Source organism: Paenibacillus sp. P22 (assembly GCF_000469945.2).
GTDB classification, from domain to species: domain Bacteria; phylum Bacillota; class Bacilli; order Paenibacillales; family Paenibacillaceae; genus Paenibacillus_O; species Paenibacillus_O humicus.
This window is the reverse complement of the sequence record NZ_CBRA020000184.1, coordinates 1-17,811: the sequence shown is the minus strand read 5'-3', so window position 1 is coordinate 17,811 and position 17,811 is coordinate 1. Positions and strand designations below refer to the sequence as shown.

Annotated in this window: 12 protein-coding genes and 2 pseudogenes; 7 read left to right on the top strand and 7 right to left on the bottom strand. The window is 55.3% G+C overall.

Annotated features, from left to right (window positions below):
- The 3 genes from BN871_RS21670 to BN871_RS21660 form a co-directional block, all read left to right on the top strand.
- The coding region (locus BN871_RS21670) for an LLM class flavin-dependent oxidoreductase (protein ID WP_048748750.1) at window positions 1-874 on the top strand (874 nt) is incomplete at its 5' end.
- Between the two features lie 106 nt (window positions 875-980).
- On the top strand, window positions 981-2,003 hold the full coding sequence (locus tag BN871_RS21665; protein ID WP_048748745.1) for an LLM class flavin-dependent oxidoreductase: 1,023 nt from the start codon (window positions 981-983) through the stop codon (window positions 2,001-2,003).
- 216 nt (window positions 2,004-2,219) lie between these two features.
- Window positions 2,220-3,248 (top strand): zinc-binding alcohol dehydrogenase family protein, encoded by a 1,029-nt coding sequence (locus BN871_RS21660; protein WP_048748744.1) that lies wholly within the window; start codon window positions 2,220-2,222, stop codon window positions 3,246-3,248.
- Between the two features lie 196 nt (window positions 3,249-3,444).
- Here the strand turns inward: BN871_RS21660 and BN871_RS21655 are convergent, their stop codons facing one another.
- Window positions 3,445-4,239 carry an SDR family NAD(P)-dependent oxidoreductase gene (locus BN871_RS21655; RefSeq protein ID WP_048748742.1) on the bottom strand — a complete coding sequence of 265 codons (795 nt, stop codon included), beginning with the start codon at window positions 4,237-4,239 and terminating at the stop codon, window positions 3,445-3,447.
- Between the two features lie 286 nt (window positions 4,240-4,525).
- Here BN871_RS21655 and BN871_RS21650 point away from each other — a divergent pair, with 286 nt between their 5' ends.
- The gene (locus tag BN871_RS21650) at window positions 4,526-4,972 is read left to right on the top strand and encodes a heme-binding protein (RefSeq protein ID WP_048748741.1); all 447 of its coding nucleotides are present in this window, start codon (window positions 4,526-4,528) and stop codon (window positions 4,970-4,972) included.
- A gap of 128 nt (window positions 4,973-5,100) precedes the next feature.
- On the opposite strand, the gene BN871_RS21645 is transcribed toward BN871_RS21650, so the two are convergent.
- The 3 genes from BN871_RS21645 to BN871_RS21635 all read right to left on the bottom strand — a co-directional run bounded on the left by BN871_RS21645 (window position 5,101) and on the right by BN871_RS21635 (window position 8,923).
- A complete protein-coding gene (locus BN871_RS21645; RefSeq protein ID WP_048748740.1) occupies window positions 5,101-6,240 on the bottom strand; it encodes a zinc-dependent alcohol dehydrogenase in 1,140 nt (379 codons plus the stop codon).
- A gap of 182 nt (window positions 6,241-6,422) precedes the next feature.
- Window positions 6,423-7,880: a GntP family permease gene (locus tag BN871_RS21640; RefSeq protein WP_198158081.1), complete on the bottom strand. Its 1,458-nt coding sequence runs from the start codon at window positions 7,878-7,880 to the stop codon at window positions 6,423-6,425.
- A gap of 161 nt (window positions 7,881-8,041) precedes the next feature.
- Window positions 8,042-8,923 carry a GNAT family N-acetyltransferase gene (locus BN871_RS21635; protein WP_048748738.1) on the bottom strand — a complete coding sequence of 294 codons (882 nt, stop codon included), beginning with the start codon at window positions 8,921-8,923 and terminating at the stop codon, window positions 8,042-8,044.
- A 252-nt stretch (window positions 8,924-9,175) separates the two neighbouring features.
- On the opposite strand from BN871_RS21635, the gene BN871_RS21630 reads away from it, so the two are divergent.
- Window positions 9,176-9,796: a TetR/AcrR family transcriptional regulator gene (locus BN871_RS21630; protein WP_021878011.1), complete on the top strand. Its 621-nt coding sequence runs from the start codon at window positions 9,176-9,178 to the stop codon at window positions 9,794-9,796.
- Window positions 9,797-9,961: 165 nt separating this feature from the next.
- Window positions 9,962-11,563 carry an alpha/beta hydrolase gene (locus tag BN871_RS21625; protein ID WP_048748736.1) on the top strand — a complete coding sequence of 534 codons (1,602 nt, stop codon included), beginning with the start codon at window positions 9,962-9,964 and terminating at the stop codon, window positions 11,561-11,563.
- 179 nt (window positions 11,564-11,742) lie between these two features.
- Here the strand turns inward: BN871_RS21625 and BN871_RS29360 are convergent.
- Window positions 11,743-12,091: pseudogene (locus BN871_RS29360) on the bottom strand (hypothetical protein).
- Between the two features lie 136 nt (window positions 12,092-12,227).
- On the opposite strand from BN871_RS29360, the gene BN871_RS21620 reads away from it, so the two are divergent.
- On the top strand, window positions 12,228-13,325 hold the full coding sequence (locus tag BN871_RS21620) for a PdaC/SigV domain-containing protein (protein ID WP_048748735.1): 1,098 nt from the start codon (window positions 12,228-12,230) through the stop codon (window positions 13,323-13,325).
- Between the two features lie 64 nt (window positions 13,326-13,389).
- Here the strand turns inward: BN871_RS21620 and BN871_RS21615 are convergent, their stop codons facing one another.
- Both BN871_RS21615 and BN871_RS21610 read right to left on the bottom strand, forming a co-directional pair.
- Window positions 13,390-16,926 carry an S-layer homology domain-containing protein gene (locus BN871_RS21615; RefSeq protein ID WP_021878007.1) on the bottom strand — a complete coding sequence of 1,179 codons (3,537 nt, stop codon included), beginning with the start codon at window positions 16,924-16,926 and terminating at the stop codon, window positions 13,390-13,392.
- Window positions 16,927-17,075: 149 nt separating this feature from the next.
- Window positions 17,076-17,811: pseudogene (locus BN871_RS21610) on the bottom strand (winged helix-turn-helix domain-containing protein); the annotation flags it as partial.

The following is a 17,811-nucleotide window of genomic DNA, read 5'->3' as shown; positions in this document are numbered from 1 at the left end:
TGCTGAACATCATAACTGGGCAGGAATGGCGAGCTCAGCATCCCCGATTGTCATTGGACGAGTAGCCTCTGTCACGGAAAAAATGCGTATTGGGTCAGGCGCAATGCTGCTTTCCCATTATTCCCCTCTTTCCGTGGCGGAGCAATTTGGAACATTGGAAACCTTCTTCCCCGGCCGGATCGACCTTGGATTGGGGCGGGCACCCGGCACCGACCCATATACCGCAAATGTATTGCGGCAGCGGGTTGCTGGTGAACCTGATTTTGACGCCAAGCTCCATGAGCTTATCGCTTATCTTTATGGTACAGGAACAGCCACTAAGGATGGTTCCTTTCGCTTTCACGCCATTCCCGGCGAAAAAACAAATGTGCCGATTTGGCTGTTAGGTTCCGGGTCCTATAGTGCCCAATTGGCTGGATTACTCGGGTTGCCTTTCTCTTTCGCGGGACATTTTGCTCCAGGCAACATGATGGAGGCCATCCAACTGTACCGTGATTCTTTCCGTCCGTCTCCATTTTTGGAAGAGCCTTATGTACTGTTAGCCGTTCAAGCGGTGGCTGCTGATGAGAAACAGGAGGCACAAAGGCTTGCCACTTCGATGTATCAAAAATTTCTTTTGTTGACCCGCGGACAGCCCTCGCCCATCTTGCCTCCTGTTGATCATATGGACGAGCTTTGGAACGATAATGAACGCAGGGCTGTTGAAGAACAGCTATTCACCTCCATCATCGGGGACCCTGCAGGTGTGAAGCAGCAGCTCCATGAGTTGATAGAAAAGACTGGCGCTGATGAAATCATGGCTCATACAGAGATTTTTGATCATAAGGCACGGCTGCGCTCTTATGAAATTTTGGCTCAGGCTGCCGTAAATTAAACAGGGTCTGGTTTAATAAAGGATGTATTTTCTGCAGATATTAATTCAGTTGAGTTCATGTGATTTAGATTGAACAGTAAAAGAAGACAAGAAAGAAGATGAGCATATGCCTGAAAATAATAGAAAACAACTTACGGATATTCCATTCTCGGTCCTGGATCTGTCTCCAATTGCAGATGGAAGTACGCCGGCTGATTCCTTTCGCCATACTTTGGAGCTGGCCCGCCTCGCCGAAAAGCTGGGGTATAACCGATACTGGCTCGCTGAGCATCACAATATGCCATTTATCGCCAGCTCTGCAACATCGGTAGTCATTTCCCATGTTGCCGCAGGAACATCAAAAATCCGGGTAGGTTCAGGCGGCATTATGCTGCCGAATCATGCACCTCTTGTTATTGCTGAGCAATTCGGTACTCTGGAATCCTTATATCCAGGACGTATTGATCTTGGCTTGGGCCGTGCGCCAGGCACTGATCAGCTTACCGCACGTGCATTAAGACGCGACTTGAGAAGTTCAGGCGATGATTTTCCTGAGCAGCTGGCCGAGCTCCGGAATTACTTTGACCCTTCCCCGGCACAATATAGTCATGTCAAAGCAATTCCGGGTGAGGGATTAAACATACCTGTCTGGCTGTTGGGTTCAAGCGGATTCAGCGCCCAGCTGGCAGGAGAGCTTGGACTGCCGTTTGCATTTGCGAGCCATTTCTCCCCGCATAACACACTGCCGGCTATCCAGCTGTACCGCCGTTCGTTCAAGCCTTCTAAAGTACTGGACAAGCCGCATGCAATGGTAGGGCTAAACATCATTGCGGCCGACACCGATCAAGAAGCTGAGCGGCTCGCTACAACATTGCAGCAGCAATTCTTGAATTTGATGCGCGGGAAGGAAGTCCCCTTGCAGCCGCCAGTGGACAATATGAATGATATAGCGAGCGGCAATGAAATCGCTGCCCTTCAGAATCAATTAGGAACTTCGATTGTCGGCAGTCCTCGAATCGTAAAAGAAAAGCTGGAAAAGTTTCTGGAAGAAAGTCAAGCCGATGAAATCATGGCAATCGCCCAGATCTACGATCATAAGGCCCGCCTTCATTCCTATGAACTATTGGCAGAAATTACTCCGCTAAAATAGGTCAAAACCGGCCGATCCTTTTTTCTCCTTATGTTTACAGCTTCCCTTAAGGCAATACGGCGGCACACAATTAATTACGGTCCTATTAAAGGTTAAAAATAAGAATGTGATATTTTCTCTTCTTGGTATGGTTCCCCGCGCTGTTTGTAACGGCGAACCGTGTTTTAGTCATTACCTTGCAAAGGGTATACTAGGAACGAAAGGATGTGGTTTATTATGGCTACAATGAAGGCGGTAGGACTAACTCGTTACCTTCCAATTGAAAATCCAGCTAGCTTAGTAGATGTAGTTGTGGAGAAACCGAGAGCGATGGGCCGTGACATCTTGGTCAAAGTCATCGCCATATCGGTCAATCCGGTTGACACGAAGGTACGTGCGCCTAAAGACAGAGTTGAAGAAGTTCCTAAAATTCTAGGTTGGGATGTTGCAGGAATTGTTGAAGAGGTCGGACCGGACTGCTCTTTGTTCCGTCCGGGGGATGAAGTTTTTTATGCGGGCAGCATTGCAAGACAAGGCGGAAACAGTGAATACCATCTCGTTGATGAGCGGATTGTAGGGCGCAAGCCAGCTTCATTGAATTTCGCGGAAGCGGCGGCTCTTCCTTTAACCTCTATCACAGCTTGGGAAGCATTATTTACCCGAATGTCGATCTCTCCGGATTCGGACGCCAACAAAGGAAAATCCCTGCTTATCATCGGGGCAGCTGGGGGTGTAGGGTCCATTGCCATCCAGCTTGCAAAACAAGCGGGGCTCATTGTAATCGGGACTGCTTCCCGGCCGGAAACCGTCGATTGGGTTAAATCAATGGGCGCCGACTATACCATTAACCACCATGAGCCGCTCCTTCCGCAGCTTGAAGCGATTGGGTTTTCAAGCGTGCCGTATATTTTCTGCCTGAATGCTTTGGAAAAACACTGGGCCGGCATCAGCGAAGCCGTTTCTCCCCAAGGAGTCGTTTGCGCAATTGATGATCCTGCCTCTCCGCTCAACCTCAATTTGCTTAAGCAAAAAAGCGCCACCTTCGTGTGGGAGTTTATGTTTACTCGCTCGCTTTATGAAACGGATGATATGATCGAGCAACACTTGCTGCTCAATCTGATAGCTGATGCTGTGGATCATCAACAATTGAAGACGACGCTCTCCGAAGTGCTTGGACCGATCTCGGCAGAGCATCTTCGCCAAGCCCACAAGCTATTGGAGAGCAATAGGACGATTGGCAAGGTTGTTCTAGAGAATTTTGTTTGAACATCTGTTCTTGGAAAAGCACAGAATAGAATTCCATTGCCCAATAAGAGAAGAAATAAGCCGACTGCTGGTTGTAGTCGGCTTCAATACATTTCTGAGTACCCTTGAAAGGGTTCCATATAGGTTAACCGCACGAGCGACGTGCGTTAATTGCACTTTTTCGATTCCAATGACTTGATGCTGAGAGGCGATTATTTCAATGAGTTGATTTTTCACTTTTATCCTTTAACCAGCTTTCAAATTCGGAGGCCACAATGCGTTCCCCCGTAATGCCCTCCGCTTCCGGTGAAGCCAAAAAGACAATAGGCTCCGCCATAACCTCCGGCTGCATCAGCCGGAATTTCGCCTCGATCTCGCTGCGCAGATCATCCGGAATCATTCCTGTCGCCGTTGCTCCGCCCGGAAGCAACAGGTTGACCGAAATTCCAACTTCCCTCAGATCCTCCGCCATGATCGCCGACAGCGATTCTGTTGCGGCGCGCGACGGACCGTACGGAACAAAACCCTTTCTTTTCATGGTCTCATGATTCATGGAAATGTTGATGATTCGCCCTTTTCCTTGTTCGATCATGAGTGGGGTGAATCCTCGCGCTACCAGAAAATAACCGGTGAGATTGGTTTCGATAAGATCCCGGAAGCCTGCCGGCGTTACCTTGTAAAAGGGTTGCGGATCCGCCAGAAAACGCGGGTTGACCGTTCGCATCCCGATGCCGGCATTGTTTACAAGGACATCCATTTTCCCCCATTCCGTTTTTACCCATTTCACCGCATCTTCTACCGATCCCTCTGATCTCACATCCAGTGGAAGTTCAAAAACAGTCGCATATCCCTTTTCTTTAAGTTTTTTTACGGCTTCAGTTAATTTTGGCCCTGGACGGGATGCTACTGCTACTTTTGCCCCTTTATCAAGAAGGGCTTCTGCCATGGCATAACCTAAGCCGTCGGAGGCACCGGTAATGATAACATGGACATTCTCCAATGCTTTTACCATTCTTTCACCTCATTCGTTAGAGTGCTTTCTTTCCGTGGAACAATTTCAAAAAGTTCGCATTGATTTCGAAAGAGCCAATTTCGTTTTTCCGGACTGCTCGCCGACATAGATGCCCAGGTTACCAAAAAAAGGAAACCCGACATCTTCGCATGAGAGCAAGAAAAGAAGCGGAAATTTACCCGCTCCATTCATGGATGTACGAATGCTATGATGACGGGATCGAAAGCATACCTAAAGCGCATGATTCATATCATGTATCGAATCAGTCGAGAGGGAGAGGACACAGATGTTGAAAATCACACTGGAAGTCGCCAAAGTGTTGATTCACGCAGCGGAACTCCGGGCAAGGGAGCTCGGGATCGCGGAAGTGATCGCCATCGTAGACGATGGCGGGAATTTCGTTGCTTCTCATCGGATGGACCATGCCTGGCTGGCCAGTGTCGACATCGCCCTTAATAAGGCATGGACGGCGGTAGCGCTAAAAATGCCCACGGCGAACCTTGCTCCGTTGGCGGTCCCGAACGGGGAGCTGTACGGGATCAATACGACCAACCACGGACGCGTGGTCGTGTTTGGAGGGGGGATTCCGTTGGCGTACGAAGGAAGAATCGTCGGAGCGGTCGGCGCAAGCGGCAGTACGGTCGCAAACGACATGGAGGTTGCGAAAGCGGCGGTGCGGGCTTACGCAACCTATCCAAAGGCGCGGATCGGGTCTTCCGGGGGCTTGCTGTAAACCTGGCGGTTTTAGCCCTATAACGAAACTAGGTCCCGCCAATATTGACGAAAGATCGGCTAAACACACGGGGCTGTCCCCCAGGATACAATTCCCCGTGGCACAGCCCCTCTTCTCATTGCCGTCATTTAAGGCTTCAGGACAAATTTAATGCATTCGTCCGCATGGTTGTAAAAGGTGTTGTACGCGTCATGCGCCTGATCGAGCGGCACTTTATGCGTGATGATCTCCGTCGGATCGAACTCGCCTGCCATAATTTTTTTATACAGCATCGGCATGTAATGAATGACGGGCGCCTGTCCCATGGTCAGCTTCACGTTTCGTTCCCAAATGTTTCCGAACATGAACTGGTTGTATTTAGAACCGTATACCCCTGTAATCTGAATTGTGCCGAATTTCCGCACCGCATTCATCGCGATGTTGATCGGGCTGAGCGTTCCGCCAACCAGCTTGGCCTTCTGCTCCTCCTCCTCCAATGGCGTCTTCTTGCCGTCCATTCCGACGCAATCGATGACGACATCCGCACCCCCGCCTGTTATTTCTTTTATATGCAGCCCCATGTCTGTGAAATCTTCAAAGTTGAAGATTTCGACTTTATTCATTTTTTTGGCATGGTTCAGCCGGTACGGGAGATTGTCGACTGCGATGACCCGTTTGGCCCCTTTCATCCAGGCGAATTTTTGCGCCATCAAGCCGACGGGGCCGCAGCCGAGCACCACCACCGTATCCCCCTGCTTCACGCCGCCGTTGTCCACGCTCCAATAGGCCGTCGGCAGAACGTCGGACAGGAACAGGAGCTTCTCATCCTCCAATTCGCATGACTCCGGAATAACGAACGGCATGAAATTGCCGTACGGCACGTAAAGCAATTCGGCTTGTCCGCCCGGATAATTCCCGTAACGTTCGGTAAACCCAAAGTAACCTCCCGTATCCACTTGAGGGTTGGGGTTGGAGTTGTCGCATTGGCTTTCCATTTCATGCTGGCAGTAATGACAGCTGCCGCAAGAAATATTGAACGGGAGCACAACCCGGTCCCCTTTTTTGACCTTTGTCACCTCAGGGCCCACATCTTCGACGATGCCCATCGGTTCATGTCCGACCACGTATCCGGTTTGGGCTTGAATCGCCCCCTGGTATATATGGAGATCGGAACCGCAAATGGCGGTCGAGGTGATCCTGACGATAATCCCGTCCTTTTTCTGAATCGTCGGATCAGCGACCTGCTTCACCTGCATGTCCTTCATGCCATTGAAAGTTACAGCCTTCATAATCACCCTCCTGTTATGGCACGCCTTGAACTTGCATGCATGCTTCTATTATGGAAATGGAGAGTGATGATCATACATTCCATGCACGGTATTTTCGACGAGCATGCCGGTGTAGGGAGCCCTAAAGCACTGCTTTAATAGTACTATTCTTCCTGCATCACTTTTAACAACAGGCGTAGTCCTTACAGGAAGAACAGCCCCATAATCACAACGACGACAATACCGACCAGGCCTTGAACCAATGTCGCCATGGTTTGGGCGCGATAGGCGGTATTCAGGTTCATCCCGGAGAACTGGGATACAACCCAGAAGTAGGAATCGTTAACATGGCTTACGACCATCGCACCGCATCCAATCGCCATTACCGTCAACATTTGCCCGATCGGCACCGATCCCATCATCGTATCGAGCCCCAGTGACGGAATCATGGGCATGACGAGAGTCGATGTGATAACCAGTGAAGCCGTCGAGCTGCCTTGAGCGGTTTTCAGGAGAGCAGCGATAATAAAGACGAAGAGAAGTGCTCCCGCACCGACCATTGCGCTGTTGCCGCCAATAAGCGTCTTCACGTAATCCGCAATCGGGGTTGCGCGGATGACTGCGCCCAATGCGCCGCCTGCTCCCGTAATCATGATGATGATCGCGGAGTCCAGAAGGCCTTCGCTCATCCATTTGGTAAGGGTTTCTTCGTTGCGCTTCGGAAGAAGCCAGAACATGGCGAGCAGCAACCCGATAAAGAGAGCGTTCACGGGTGCGCCGACAAATGTGAAGAACGTATAGGCAAAACCGCTCATCAGCAATTCTTTGTTCCCTTCGGCATCCGTTCCCACAGGGAAGTTGGCGAATGAACCCAGAGCCAGCAAAACGATAGGGACAAGCAAAGGAGCGAACGCTGCCGTTGCCGACGGCAGTTTGCCGAAGCGCTGTTTGTACTCTTCGAATGTTTCCGTTGCTTCATCAAGGTTGGAAGGCAGCTTGGAAGCGACTGTACGAGCCCATATATGGCCTGCCAATGCAACCGGGATGGAAACGAAAAGGCCGATTACGATGACCCAGAATAGTCCGTCCGGACCGATTCCGACATTCGTTGCGGCCGCGATAGGGCCTGGAGTAGGGGGGACAAGCGTATGAGTGGCGTATAAACCGGTTGACAGGGCAACGCCCAGCGTAACGACACTGACTCCCGTCTTCTTCGCCAATGATTTCTTCAGGGAAGAGAGGATAACATATCCGGAATCGCAAAAGACGGGAATGGACACGATCCAGCCGATAATGGACATTGCAACAGCTGGATGGCGGTCACCCAGCAGTCTAAGGACAACGTCGGCCATTTTAACCGCCGCGCCAGATTTCTCTAGAATCTTTCCAATCATCGTTCCGAAGATGATAACGAGACCAATGCTTGTTATAATTCCGCCGAATCCGCTGGTCAGAGTAGCCCCAATGTCTTTGATTAGAGGACCCTCTATGACCGCTTTGCGGCCGGTGAGGCGGCCGGTGCCGCGATACGTCTTCTCCCCTGCATCCGGCTTCGGCGTCATTTCCTTTTCCAGGCCCGGCGGATTCTGCTTCTGTTGAAACTCCGGACCCGCCTTCTGGTATTGGGACGTCGGATCCTGCATTTTGTATTGATCGCTCATGGCATATCCTCCTTCAGATTCTTGTCTATGTGTATATACCCGCTTTGAAGCCTTTTAAAGGGTTCACCTTCATTCTCCCCTCTTTGGCGCCAAATAAAATCAGCCCCCATCCGGAATAACGCCGAACGGAGGCTGCTGATTTCACTGCTTCCTGACCCTGTTCAATCCAGCCGCTTCCTCTGCAGCTCCTGCATCATGAACACTTGCTCCAGATTGGACGGCTTGAACCCAAGCTCCGTCAGCAGCCGGAGCAGAGCATCGTCGGAACGAAGCATAGGCACAGTCCGCTTGTACGAGCTCCGCCCGGGCTCGGCAATGCGGGCCAGCAGGAAACGAAGCAGAGCTTCGCGATCCTCTCTGCCGTCCAGCACCCGCAGCTGGCTGATCGTAACGCCGATGTCCGCGCCCGCCGGATCGAAGCTCCGCCGATATAGAGCGCAGGCGACCGGCTTTCCCTGCTCAAGCACAAGCAGAGACTGTCCGTCGCGCCGATAGCTCGGCCACTGGAACTGCCACGGAAGCATCCTCTCATAAGGCTTCAAGTCCAGCGCGGTGCCAGGCACAGCCGTCAAGCCGTCCACGTCCGCCGCAAGATCGGGCAGCTTGGAGTCGCAGGCCAGGTAGAGCATGTCGTCGACAACCTCGTATCCCCTGCTCTTGTACAGGGAAATCGCCCTTTGATTCTCGCTGATCGCCTCCAGCGTCGCGATGTGCACGCCCTGCTCCCGGTAAAGCTCAAGCGCGTGGTCGATCATCGCCTGGCCGACTCCGGTTCCCCTCTCCTTCTGAGCGACTCCTGTCCCCCCGTTCCAGGCGACCTTGCGGCCCTGCACCTCGCGGATTCCGTTCAGGACGATGCCGACAGCCCGGCTGTCGCGGCAAGCGATGAAGGAAAGCGCCGGCGAAAGCTCTTCCAGCACAAGCCGGTTCACAAACGATTCGACAGACAGGACAATCGGAACAAAATACCCGGCAAAACCTTCGTTCCATACGTGGACGGCTTCCTCCAGCGTGCATTCGCTCAAACGTTTGAATGTAATCAAGGCTTGATCCCTCCGCAATGAGTGGTAGAATAAGAGCCATAACAATTAAAACCGACTGATCAGTCTTTATTATAAAAGAGGAAGGATCTGGACATCAAGAACAACCTTTCCCGATTCAACTTCTTCCTCGCATCCAGCCTGCATTGGAGCCTATTTATGCTATGATTTCCCTAGCGGATGGATCCTTCATCGTTCCATGGCTTAGGAACTTTATCCCGAGGGAAGCAAACATAAGGCAAAAGGAGATCGACGATGGCACCAAAGGTTACCGAGCAGTACCGAAAAGAAAAACGGACTTCCATTTTGGAAGCGGCCCTGGACTGTTTTGTCGAAAAGGGCTTCCAGGCGACATCCGTGGACGATATCGTCCGCCGCTCGGGCATGAGCAAGGGCGCCCTGTACGGATATTTCTCCAGCAAGGAAGAAATGTACATCGAGCTGGCCCACAGCCGCATGGATGAAATGGCCGAAATCGTGCACGGCCCGTTCAACCGGCTGAACGGAGCCACGGCTAAAATAAAGAGCTTGTTCACCCGCTTCCGGAACCAGTCGCTGGCCGACCTGCGGAAATGGCTGACCTTCCACCTCGAATTCATGGTCTATATTTCCCGCAATCCCGAGCTGGTCGGCATGCATAACAACTACCGGGACAAGGGACTCGGCATTGTCGGGCGGCTGCTGGCCGAAGGCAAGGCAAGCGGGGAATTCCGCCCCGATCTGGATGAATCCGCGGCGTCGTATATATTCTGGTCCGTCCGAGACGGCCTCGCCGTCAACTTCATGGTGGACGGCGATGAAGGCGAATATCAGCGGATTCTGGATCAGATGGAAGAGATGGTGCTGAGGCACCTCCGGAAGGATCCGCTCCGTTGACGCGGCTCCAGCCGCCTGTGGACCGGCCGTCTTCGTAGAACCTTCATTTCGTTCGAATACTCCGTAAATCTTTCTCATTTACTTTGGATATGGAAAACGATTCCATCAGCCGAAGGGAGAGAGATTTACGTTGAGAAACAAAAAAAAGCCGCGCTTGCGCTGGTCATGGGGGCAGCCTTGGCTTTTCCCCAAGCGATCCACGCCGCTCCGGCCCCGCTGCTGCACAAAGAAAACGCCGCCGGCCAATCCGGCAACTGGTACACCGGCGCGGTGCCGTCCCAAGCCTCGTCCGACAAGCCCGTCCTGCTGTTCGTCCAGGGGCTTCATTCTACGTACGAGCGCTGGATCGGGACCGACAGCTACTATGACGCCGCCTATAATGCCGGGTACCGGACGGCGTTCGTGCAGCTTCCCGATGCCGACGGTCCGGGCGGAGACATGTGGAAGAACGGCCCCATTCTCGCCTCCCTGATCCGCAAGGTCGCTGCTTATTACAACGTGCCCAAGCTCAACATCATCGCCCACTCCAAAGGCGGCATCGACACGCAGGCGGCGCTCGTCTATTACGGGGCTTCCCCTTACGTGAACGTGGTCCATCAGCTCTCGACACCGAACCGGGGCTCGGAGCTGGCGGACATGGCCTACAGCAATTGGACTTCCTGGCTCGGCGCGATCATGGGACAGCAGGATGACGCCGTCTATTCCCTGCAGACGTCCTATATGGCGGGCTTCCGCGCCCAGACCGACGTCAAGCCGGAAGTGAACGCGACCAAGACCTATATGTCCGGGGGCGAGGGAGACGACGGCATCTTCACCAGCTACTGGTTCGCCCATGCCGTTCTTCCGGGCGAGGATGACGGCGCAGTATCCGTATATTCCGCCATGGGTCTGCCCTACGGCATTCAGAGCTTTACCAAGAACATCTCGCACAGCGCCATGGCGCGAGCCTCCCAGACGTGGAGCCTCGTGCAGCCGAAGCTGAAGCTGGCCACGGCCGCTCTTGCCCCATCCGGAGCCGCAATGCCGAGCGGACAGCCGCAAGCAGCGCCGGAAGCAGCTGCTTCCGGGCAGCTGCAAGCAACACTCGGTTCGCCGTCTCTGGCGGCGAACGCAGAAGGGCAGGATGCCGGCCTGATCCTGCGCGGCGGCCCCGTGGACGGCTCATCGGCCGTCTCATTCCCGCTCGAGAGCGGAATCGGCAGCGTCGCTCTGGAAGTCATGACGAGCCGGGAGGACACATCGCTGACTCTCGTTTCCCCGTCGGGGCAAGTCTATCCTTCCGTGGCCGCTCCGGCGGACAGCGATCCCGACGGCATCTTCGGCAAGGCGGTCCGCCGGGCATTCCAGGTCATGCGGCCCGAGGCGGGGGAATGGAGCCTGAAGCTGGACGGCAAAAACGACGCCTTCTTCGCGATGGCGCAGATCGAGGGCTCAGCCCCCGCGAAGCTGAAGGCGAGCCGAAAAGTGGTCCGCAAAGGCGAAGCGGTCCAGCTCTCCGTCGACTTCGGCAAGCCGATCAAAGGCAGCGTCAAACGTCCCAAGCTGACCAAATCGGTCCCCGGCCGCCCGGCATCCTTCTCCTCTACCCGCCAGCTTCCGGACCTGGCCGTCGACGGCAGCCTGAACATGCCTCTGACAGCGCCGGCCGAGCCCGGCATCTACAACATCTCCTTCGACGTGGAGGGCGTGACCGACAAAGGCGAGAGGATCGTCCGCTCGGTGAACTACAACTTTGCGGTTGCGGATGACCAAGGCATCGTCAAATAACCCCAAGACAATAGGAAAGACAGGCGGGAATGTGCTCCCCCTGTCTTTTTCTTTTGTTGGGCCTTTCCGGGAACCAGGAAATGCTGCCGTTTGCTGCGGTTCCCTACTGCTTCGGATCATCAGGCTGCCTGCAATGCATCCGTCCTTCCAAATCTCCGCCGGGAGAAATCGACTTCTCCCTATTTCCTGTCCACTTGCAGCAGCGTCACTTTTTTTAACCGAATACGTGTCCTTCAGGCTCTCTTCCGTTAGAACGTTCAGCTTGACCAGGCTCGCGATCTTGGCCGAATCGGCCTTGGAAAGCAGCCGCCACAGCTCGGGGTCGGGCAATGCCTCGTACAGCTTCTTATCGTCGTATTCCTTGCGCTCCTGTGAAACCAGCTTGATCCTATAGCTTCCCGCTTCAAGCTCGGGCGCCGCCAGCTCCAGACAATGCTGGATGATTCCGCTGCGGAGCTCGGACAGCTCCTGCTCGATCTCTTTCTGCTTCTGCTTCAACTGGTAAAAACGCTGCGCCATCTTGTCCATACCCTCACACTCCTCATCAGCATATTTATGCCGGGGCTGGTTTTTTAGGACTTGCAACATTTGCCGAATAGCCTTCGTTAATGGAGGGTAATCAACCCGATAGGCAGTTGACTAGCATGAGAAAGGAATGTTGGACATGAATAAAAAAAACCGGAAAAGAAATCTGCTCGCGGCCACGCTGACAGCCGCTCTTCTGACGGCGCCGATGGCGCTGTCCTTGCCTGCCGGGCAAGCAGCCGCGGCAAAAGCCAGCCCAATTCTCAAGACCACTGCGACGCCATTCAGCATCGAAGGAAAACGAACGAGCATCGCTACGATCCATAAAGACAATACGACGTACATCGCGCTGCGCAGCCTGAACGCCAGCCTCGGCCTGAGCACGACGTACGAGAAGGCAGCCGATACGGTGAAAATAACGGGAAGAGACCGTGTCCTGCAGATCGGCTTGAAGGACAGCAGCTTCAAGCTCAACGGGCAGCCTATATACAACGGATCGGAAGCGATCGTGCAGAATAATACGACGTATCTGCCGCTCCGAGTCCTGCTGGAGCAGATGGGCTATGCCGTCTCCTATGAGCAGGCCAGCAAAATGATCGGCATTCATGCCGTTCAGGAAAACAAGCTGAAGATCGGCACGGAAGCTATCGCCTCGGAGGAAGGCGGCAAGTCGATCCATGTGTACTATCCCGTCTTGTCGGGTTATAGCGACACGGCCGTGCAAAACAAGATCAATGCCTTCTTGAAGAAAGAAGCGGACCGGAACGTGGCGGAAGGCTCCAAGGAGATGGACCCTCAAGCCAAAGAGAACATGAAGATTCTGGCCGGCAACCCGAAAGCCGATGTCCGCACGCCGAGCCTGGATGGCCAATACACGGTCTCCTATAACGAAAAGGGAAAATTGAGCCTCTACGTGGACTACTACGTCTATACCGGGGGAGCGCATGGCATGACGGTCCGCCAGCCTTACACCTTCGATCTCGCGACGGGCGACGTGCTTTCCTTGAAAGAGGCTGCCGGCGGCAAGGAAAACTATGTGTCGGCGATCAACAAGGAAATCAAGGACCAGATTAAAAATCGGCACATGGACTTGATGGTACCGTTCCAGACCATCGAGGCGGACCGGGACTATTTCCTCAACCGCAACGGAATCGTCATTTACTTCACCCAGTACGAGTACACCTCCTATGCGGAAGGCATGCCGGAGTTTGTCATTCCTTATTCGGCCTTCAAATAGGCCGCTCCATCTGGAATAAAACCAATGAAAGGCCCCGGGCAACCGCCCGGGGCCTTTCATTGCCTTATCGTGATTGAATCGTGTCGATCAATTGGGCTTTGACGAGCAGCCGCTGCACGAGGGCTGCCGTCTCCGCTCTGGTGATCGGCCGCTTCGGCTCCAGCCCCTTGCCGGAGCCCTGCGCCAGTCCGAGCTTCAGAGCGGCAGCGACGGATTGCTGCGCCCATACGCTGACCTTGCCGCCGTCGGCGAACGGAGCCAGGACGTCGCCGATATCATTTCCGCTCTTGACGTCAAGACCGGCCAGCGTCATCGCTCTGGCCAGCATGGTCAGAGCTTCCTCGCGGGTTACGTTGCGGCTCGGGCCGAAGGTGCCATTCCCTTCGCCTTTGACAAGGCTGTACTCCTGTGCAGCCGCTAGCGCGCCTGCGTACCAGTCGCCGGAGCCGACATCGGTGAACGCGGAGGCTGCGGAGCTCGGAGCAAGGCCGAGCGCCCGCACGATGATAGCGGCGATTTCGGCGCGGGTGACAGGCGCATCAGGCTTGTAATGCGCGGCGTCGACGCCGTTGACCACCATTCGGGAGGCAAGGTCGTTCACAGCCGATTCGGACCAGTGCCCCGCAACATCGGCAAATGCGACCGGATGATAGATGAGCGCATAGGCGCTGTTCGTCAAGCTGTTGACGATGGCATAGTAGCTTCCATCCCTCTTCTGGATGAAGGTCGGCACATGCCTTGCCGTTCCGTCTTTGTCCAGAACGATCGCGGTCGTTATTCGGGCCGGATCCGCTTCTGCAGGCAGCGGGATTTCACGTTTCACATAGGAGCCGAAGCGGTCGACATCGATGCTTTTTCCGTTGTAGGATGCCGTCGCCATGAATTCCACAGGTGCCGCGACCACGCTGAAGCCATTGTTGACGCCTGCCTTTTCCGCCCGCGCTGCCATCGCCGCATCGCCCTTGACGACATTTATTCGAACCGTTATCTCTGAGAGCCGGTCCGCGGCGCCAAGCTGAGCCGACAGGCGATCCATATCCAATCGTGCCGCCGGCAGCGTGTAGCTGCCGCTCGGGGACTGCACTTCAAGCACGGCGTTGCGGCCGCCCATCGCCTTGACGAGGTCGCCGGCCAGAACGACGGATACTCCATCGACCTTCTCGCCTGCGGCCGGAATGACAATCCGAGGCTCGCTCCCTGAGGCCGCAAGCTGAGCCAGCAATTTGGCGGAGTCCATTGTCGCGTTGAGCATCGTCTGTCCGTTCACACTTTCAGTCGATACGGTCACAAGCTGATCCTTCGGCTGCCCGTTCACCGTCACGCTCAAGCCGGGCGAAGCGGCAGGTGTCGGGGAAGGCCGGGCAGAAGCCTTGCCGCTCTGATCTCCATCCGAGTCCGGGGATGGAGTCGGTGTCGGTGTTGGAGTCGGCGTTGGAGTCGGCGTTGATGATTCAGTCGGTTTTTCGGTCGGCGGTTCTGTCGGTTCTTCCGAAGGCGCCGGTGTCGGTGTTGCCGGTGCCGCTCGCGACACCGTCAGCGTATAGGTCATGGTGCTGCCGTCCTGCGCGCTCACCAAGAGGTCGATTCTATTGTCCCCTTCGGCCAGAGGCAATGCCGGCGATTCCAAGCCGCCGTGCAGGACATGGGGACCGTCGACCAGCAAGCCCGCGCCGTCATACACGCTGACCGTAACGGTTCCGTATACCGTATCCGCCACGCTCGGCGCGATGGTCAGGCTGTCCACCCCGCTGCCCACGCTGACCGTGTAGTGTCTCGTTCCGGTCGAGAAGGCCGGGCTCAGCTCGCCCGCCGACAAGGAAAGGCCAGTCAGATCTGTATTGCCGGACATCGGCGTCGCGGTGGCTTCATTGGAATAACCGCCGCCGCCGCTCGGAAGGACAGCCTTGATTTTGAAAGAATAGGTCGTTCCGTTATTCAAGCCCGCTGCGGTATAAGAGGTGCCCTCGACAGTCGCGACTGGAGCCGGCCCGTAGCTGCCCGCTTCCGTCCTTTGATAGACGCTGTAGGCCACCGCTCCCCGCGCCGCATTCCAGGCCAGCACAGCTTGTCCGTCGCCTGCGCTCGCCGTCAGATCCGTCGGCGCCGGCGTTTCGATGATGTACGTGAAGGTGGCCGTATCGCTGGAGACAAGGTTCGGTCCCGCAGCCATCGCCTTGACCGTCACGATATCTCCGGGAGCGCCGCTGATGCCCACTCTTGTGCCGGCAGGGCTTCCCGTTGTCGGCGCCGTTCCGTCGAGCGTGTAATAGATCGTCGCGCCAGCCGTTGCCGTGCTCAGGACAACATAGCTGTTGTCCGGCACGACAGTGCCGCTGGCCAGATCAGCTGTCGGAGTTGACGCCTGCTGCTTCACGGTTACAGTGATCGTCCGGGCTGCCGTGCCCCCTGCTCCATCGCTTACTGTCACGGTGAATCTGTCGGAGCCGAAATAGTTTTCAGCCGGCTGATACGTCATCGCGCCGGTCGGCGCAAGCCCCGAGCCTCCGCTTGCGGCCGTTGTCTGCCCGAAGCTCACCGTACCATGCGCCGGAGCTGCCGTCAGCGCCCAGGTCAGAGTCTGCCCCGTGTCGCTGTCATTGACGCGCAGCAGGGTTTTGATATCGGCAGGGGAAGCATTCTGGGCTACCGTCAGTGCTGCTTGGCTTCCCTCGAAGGTCGGAGCGGTATTCTGACCGAGAATTTTCACGAAATTCCCCTGTGCATTGAACAATAGAAGCTGGGACTTATTGCCGTCAACCACATACACGTTGCCGTCGCTGTCCGAGGTCGCCTGGGAGGGCTCGACCAGGTTCGCGTCGGCAAGAGTCATGGCGTAGCTGCCGTTGCTGTTGTACACCTGCACCCGCTTGTTGCCGCCGTCGGAGACGTACATGCGGTCGTTGCGGTCGATGGACACTCCCCAAGGCTTGTTGAAATGAGCGTTGTCGGTTCCGGACACATTCTTTTCCCCGATCGTCTTCTGAGGGGCGTACGTGTCCGCAGCGCTGTTGTACGCATACACGACCACGGTGCTGGTCCAATATTGCGTGATGTACAGATTGCCCTTGGAATCGGCCGCGATTCCCATCGGCCTGTCGGCGAGCTGCGGCGAATTGGCGATGAGCTTGTAGCCTGTGCCATTCGTATTGAAGCGATAGACCAGATAGTTCTGGTCCGTGACGAATATATGGCCTCTGCCGTCAAGCGCTATCGCCTCCGGCACGGGATTCCCGCTGGGAAGGGCGATGGACCGGATATAGGCTCCCTGGCTCCCGAACACCTGAATGCGGGCATTGGAATAATCCAGGACATAGATATCTCCTGTCGTCTGGTCGACGGCCACTGCTTTCGGCGTATTGAAATGATCGTTGTCCGAGCCGAGGACGCCCTTGACCCCGAGCGTCATGTACAAGCTCTCATCCCGGTTGTAGATCTGAATGCGATGGTTGCTGAGATCCGCCACATATAATTTTCCGCTGCTGTCCGTCGCGATGCCGCGCGGAGCTCTCAGATCCCAGTCCGTTCGGACGGCTGCGAATGCCGTCGGCACGGATGTGAACAGGATCGAGAGGATAAGCAGCAGAGATCCCCATTTTTTCATCTGTCTCCCACCTTATGCTAGAATGCGTTTTGCCTACTGTAGCAGATCCATTCTCAACATTTTCACAACATCCCTTCCAAAAAACGACAAAAAAGGCTATCGAATGAACATTCGACAGCCTTTTTCTTCGGAATGTCGGCTTTTCCGCGCTAGCCCTCTTCCAGCCTATGTCTTTCTTTGATGGCCAGCGCTTGGCGCGCGCCGCTCCTGTCGCCGCCGCCATCATAGGCGTCCGCCAGCAGATCGTCGTACTCCCCATGGCCAAGCTCGACGAGCTTGCTCAGAAGCATCGCACGGGACTCCTTGCCCCCTCTATCAAGGCATTCCAGAAGACCGGCGGTGAAGGCGGAGCGCAGCTCGAGCCGATAAGCGTCCGCCCATTGATAATGTTCCGTTTCCAGATAATCGCCTCGATACAGCGCCAGCACATGCGGTCCGCCTTCTCCGCCAAAGCCTGCCTTCAATCCGTCCAGCAGCTCCTCCAGGTCGCTGCGGATGGCAGCCGAGTCGATCCAATACCGTTCGTCGCCGTATCGGACGATCTCCCCGCAGCCCTCCGACTTCAACAGGCTCCGCAAGTAATAGAGCGACGTATGCAGCAGCTTCTGCGCCCGCTCTGCCGGATCTTCCGGCCATAAATGCTCCAGAATGGCGTATTTGTAGACCGGCTGTCCCCGATGATGCCAGAGATAGGCGAACAGCTCCTTGGTCTTGCGGGTGCGCCAGGTGAGCAGGCGGCCGTCCGGGCTGTACAGCTCCATGCTTCCCAGCACCTTCAGCGACAGCGCCTGCTTGTCGGCCTGCGAACGTTCAAGGCTGCTCGGCCCGCTTGCTTGCTTGTCCTCCTCCGGCACGCCGCTGCCGGCCGTCTCCGCTGCGCTGCCG

Excerpts from the sequence above, each read along its gene's own strand:
- BN871_RS21665 (WP_048748745.1), top strand. The coding sequence starts at position 981 with ATGCCTGAAAATAATAGAAAACAACTTACGGATATTCCATTCTCGGTC.
- BN871_RS21660 (WP_048748744.1), top strand. The coding sequence starts at position 2,220 with ATGGCTACAATGAAGGCGGTAGGACTAACTCGTTACCTTCCAATTGAA.
- BN871_RS21655 (WP_048748742.1), bottom strand. The coding sequence starts at position 4,239 with ATGGTAAAAGCATTGGAGAATGTCCATGTTATCATTACCGGTGCCTCC.
- BN871_RS21650 (WP_048748741.1), top strand. The coding sequence starts at position 4,526 with ATGTTGAAAATCACACTGGAAGTCGCCAAAGTGTTGATTCACGCAGCG.
- BN871_RS21645 (WP_048748740.1), bottom strand. The coding sequence starts at position 6,240 with ATGAAGGCTGTAACTTTCAATGGCATGAAGGACATGCAGGTGAAGCAG.
- BN871_RS21640 (WP_198158081.1), bottom strand. The coding sequence starts at position 7,880 with ATGAGCGATCAATACAAAATGCAGGATCCGACGTCCCAATACCAGAAG.
- BN871_RS21630 (WP_021878011.1), top strand. The coding sequence starts at position 9,176 with ATGGCACCAAAGGTTACCGAGCAGTACCGAAAAGAAAAACGGACTTCC.
- BN871_RS21625 (WP_048748736.1), top strand. The coding sequence starts at position 9,962 with ATGGGGGCAGCCTTGGCTTTTCCCCAAGCGATCCACGCCGCTCCGGCC.
- BN871_RS21620 (WP_048748735.1), top strand. The coding sequence starts at position 12,228 with ATGAATAAAAAAAACCGGAAAAGAAATCTGCTCGCGGCCACGCTGACA.
- BN871_RS21615 (WP_021878007.1), bottom strand. The coding sequence starts at position 16,926 with ATGAAAAAATGGGGATCTCTGCTGCTTATCCTCTCGATCCTGTTCACA.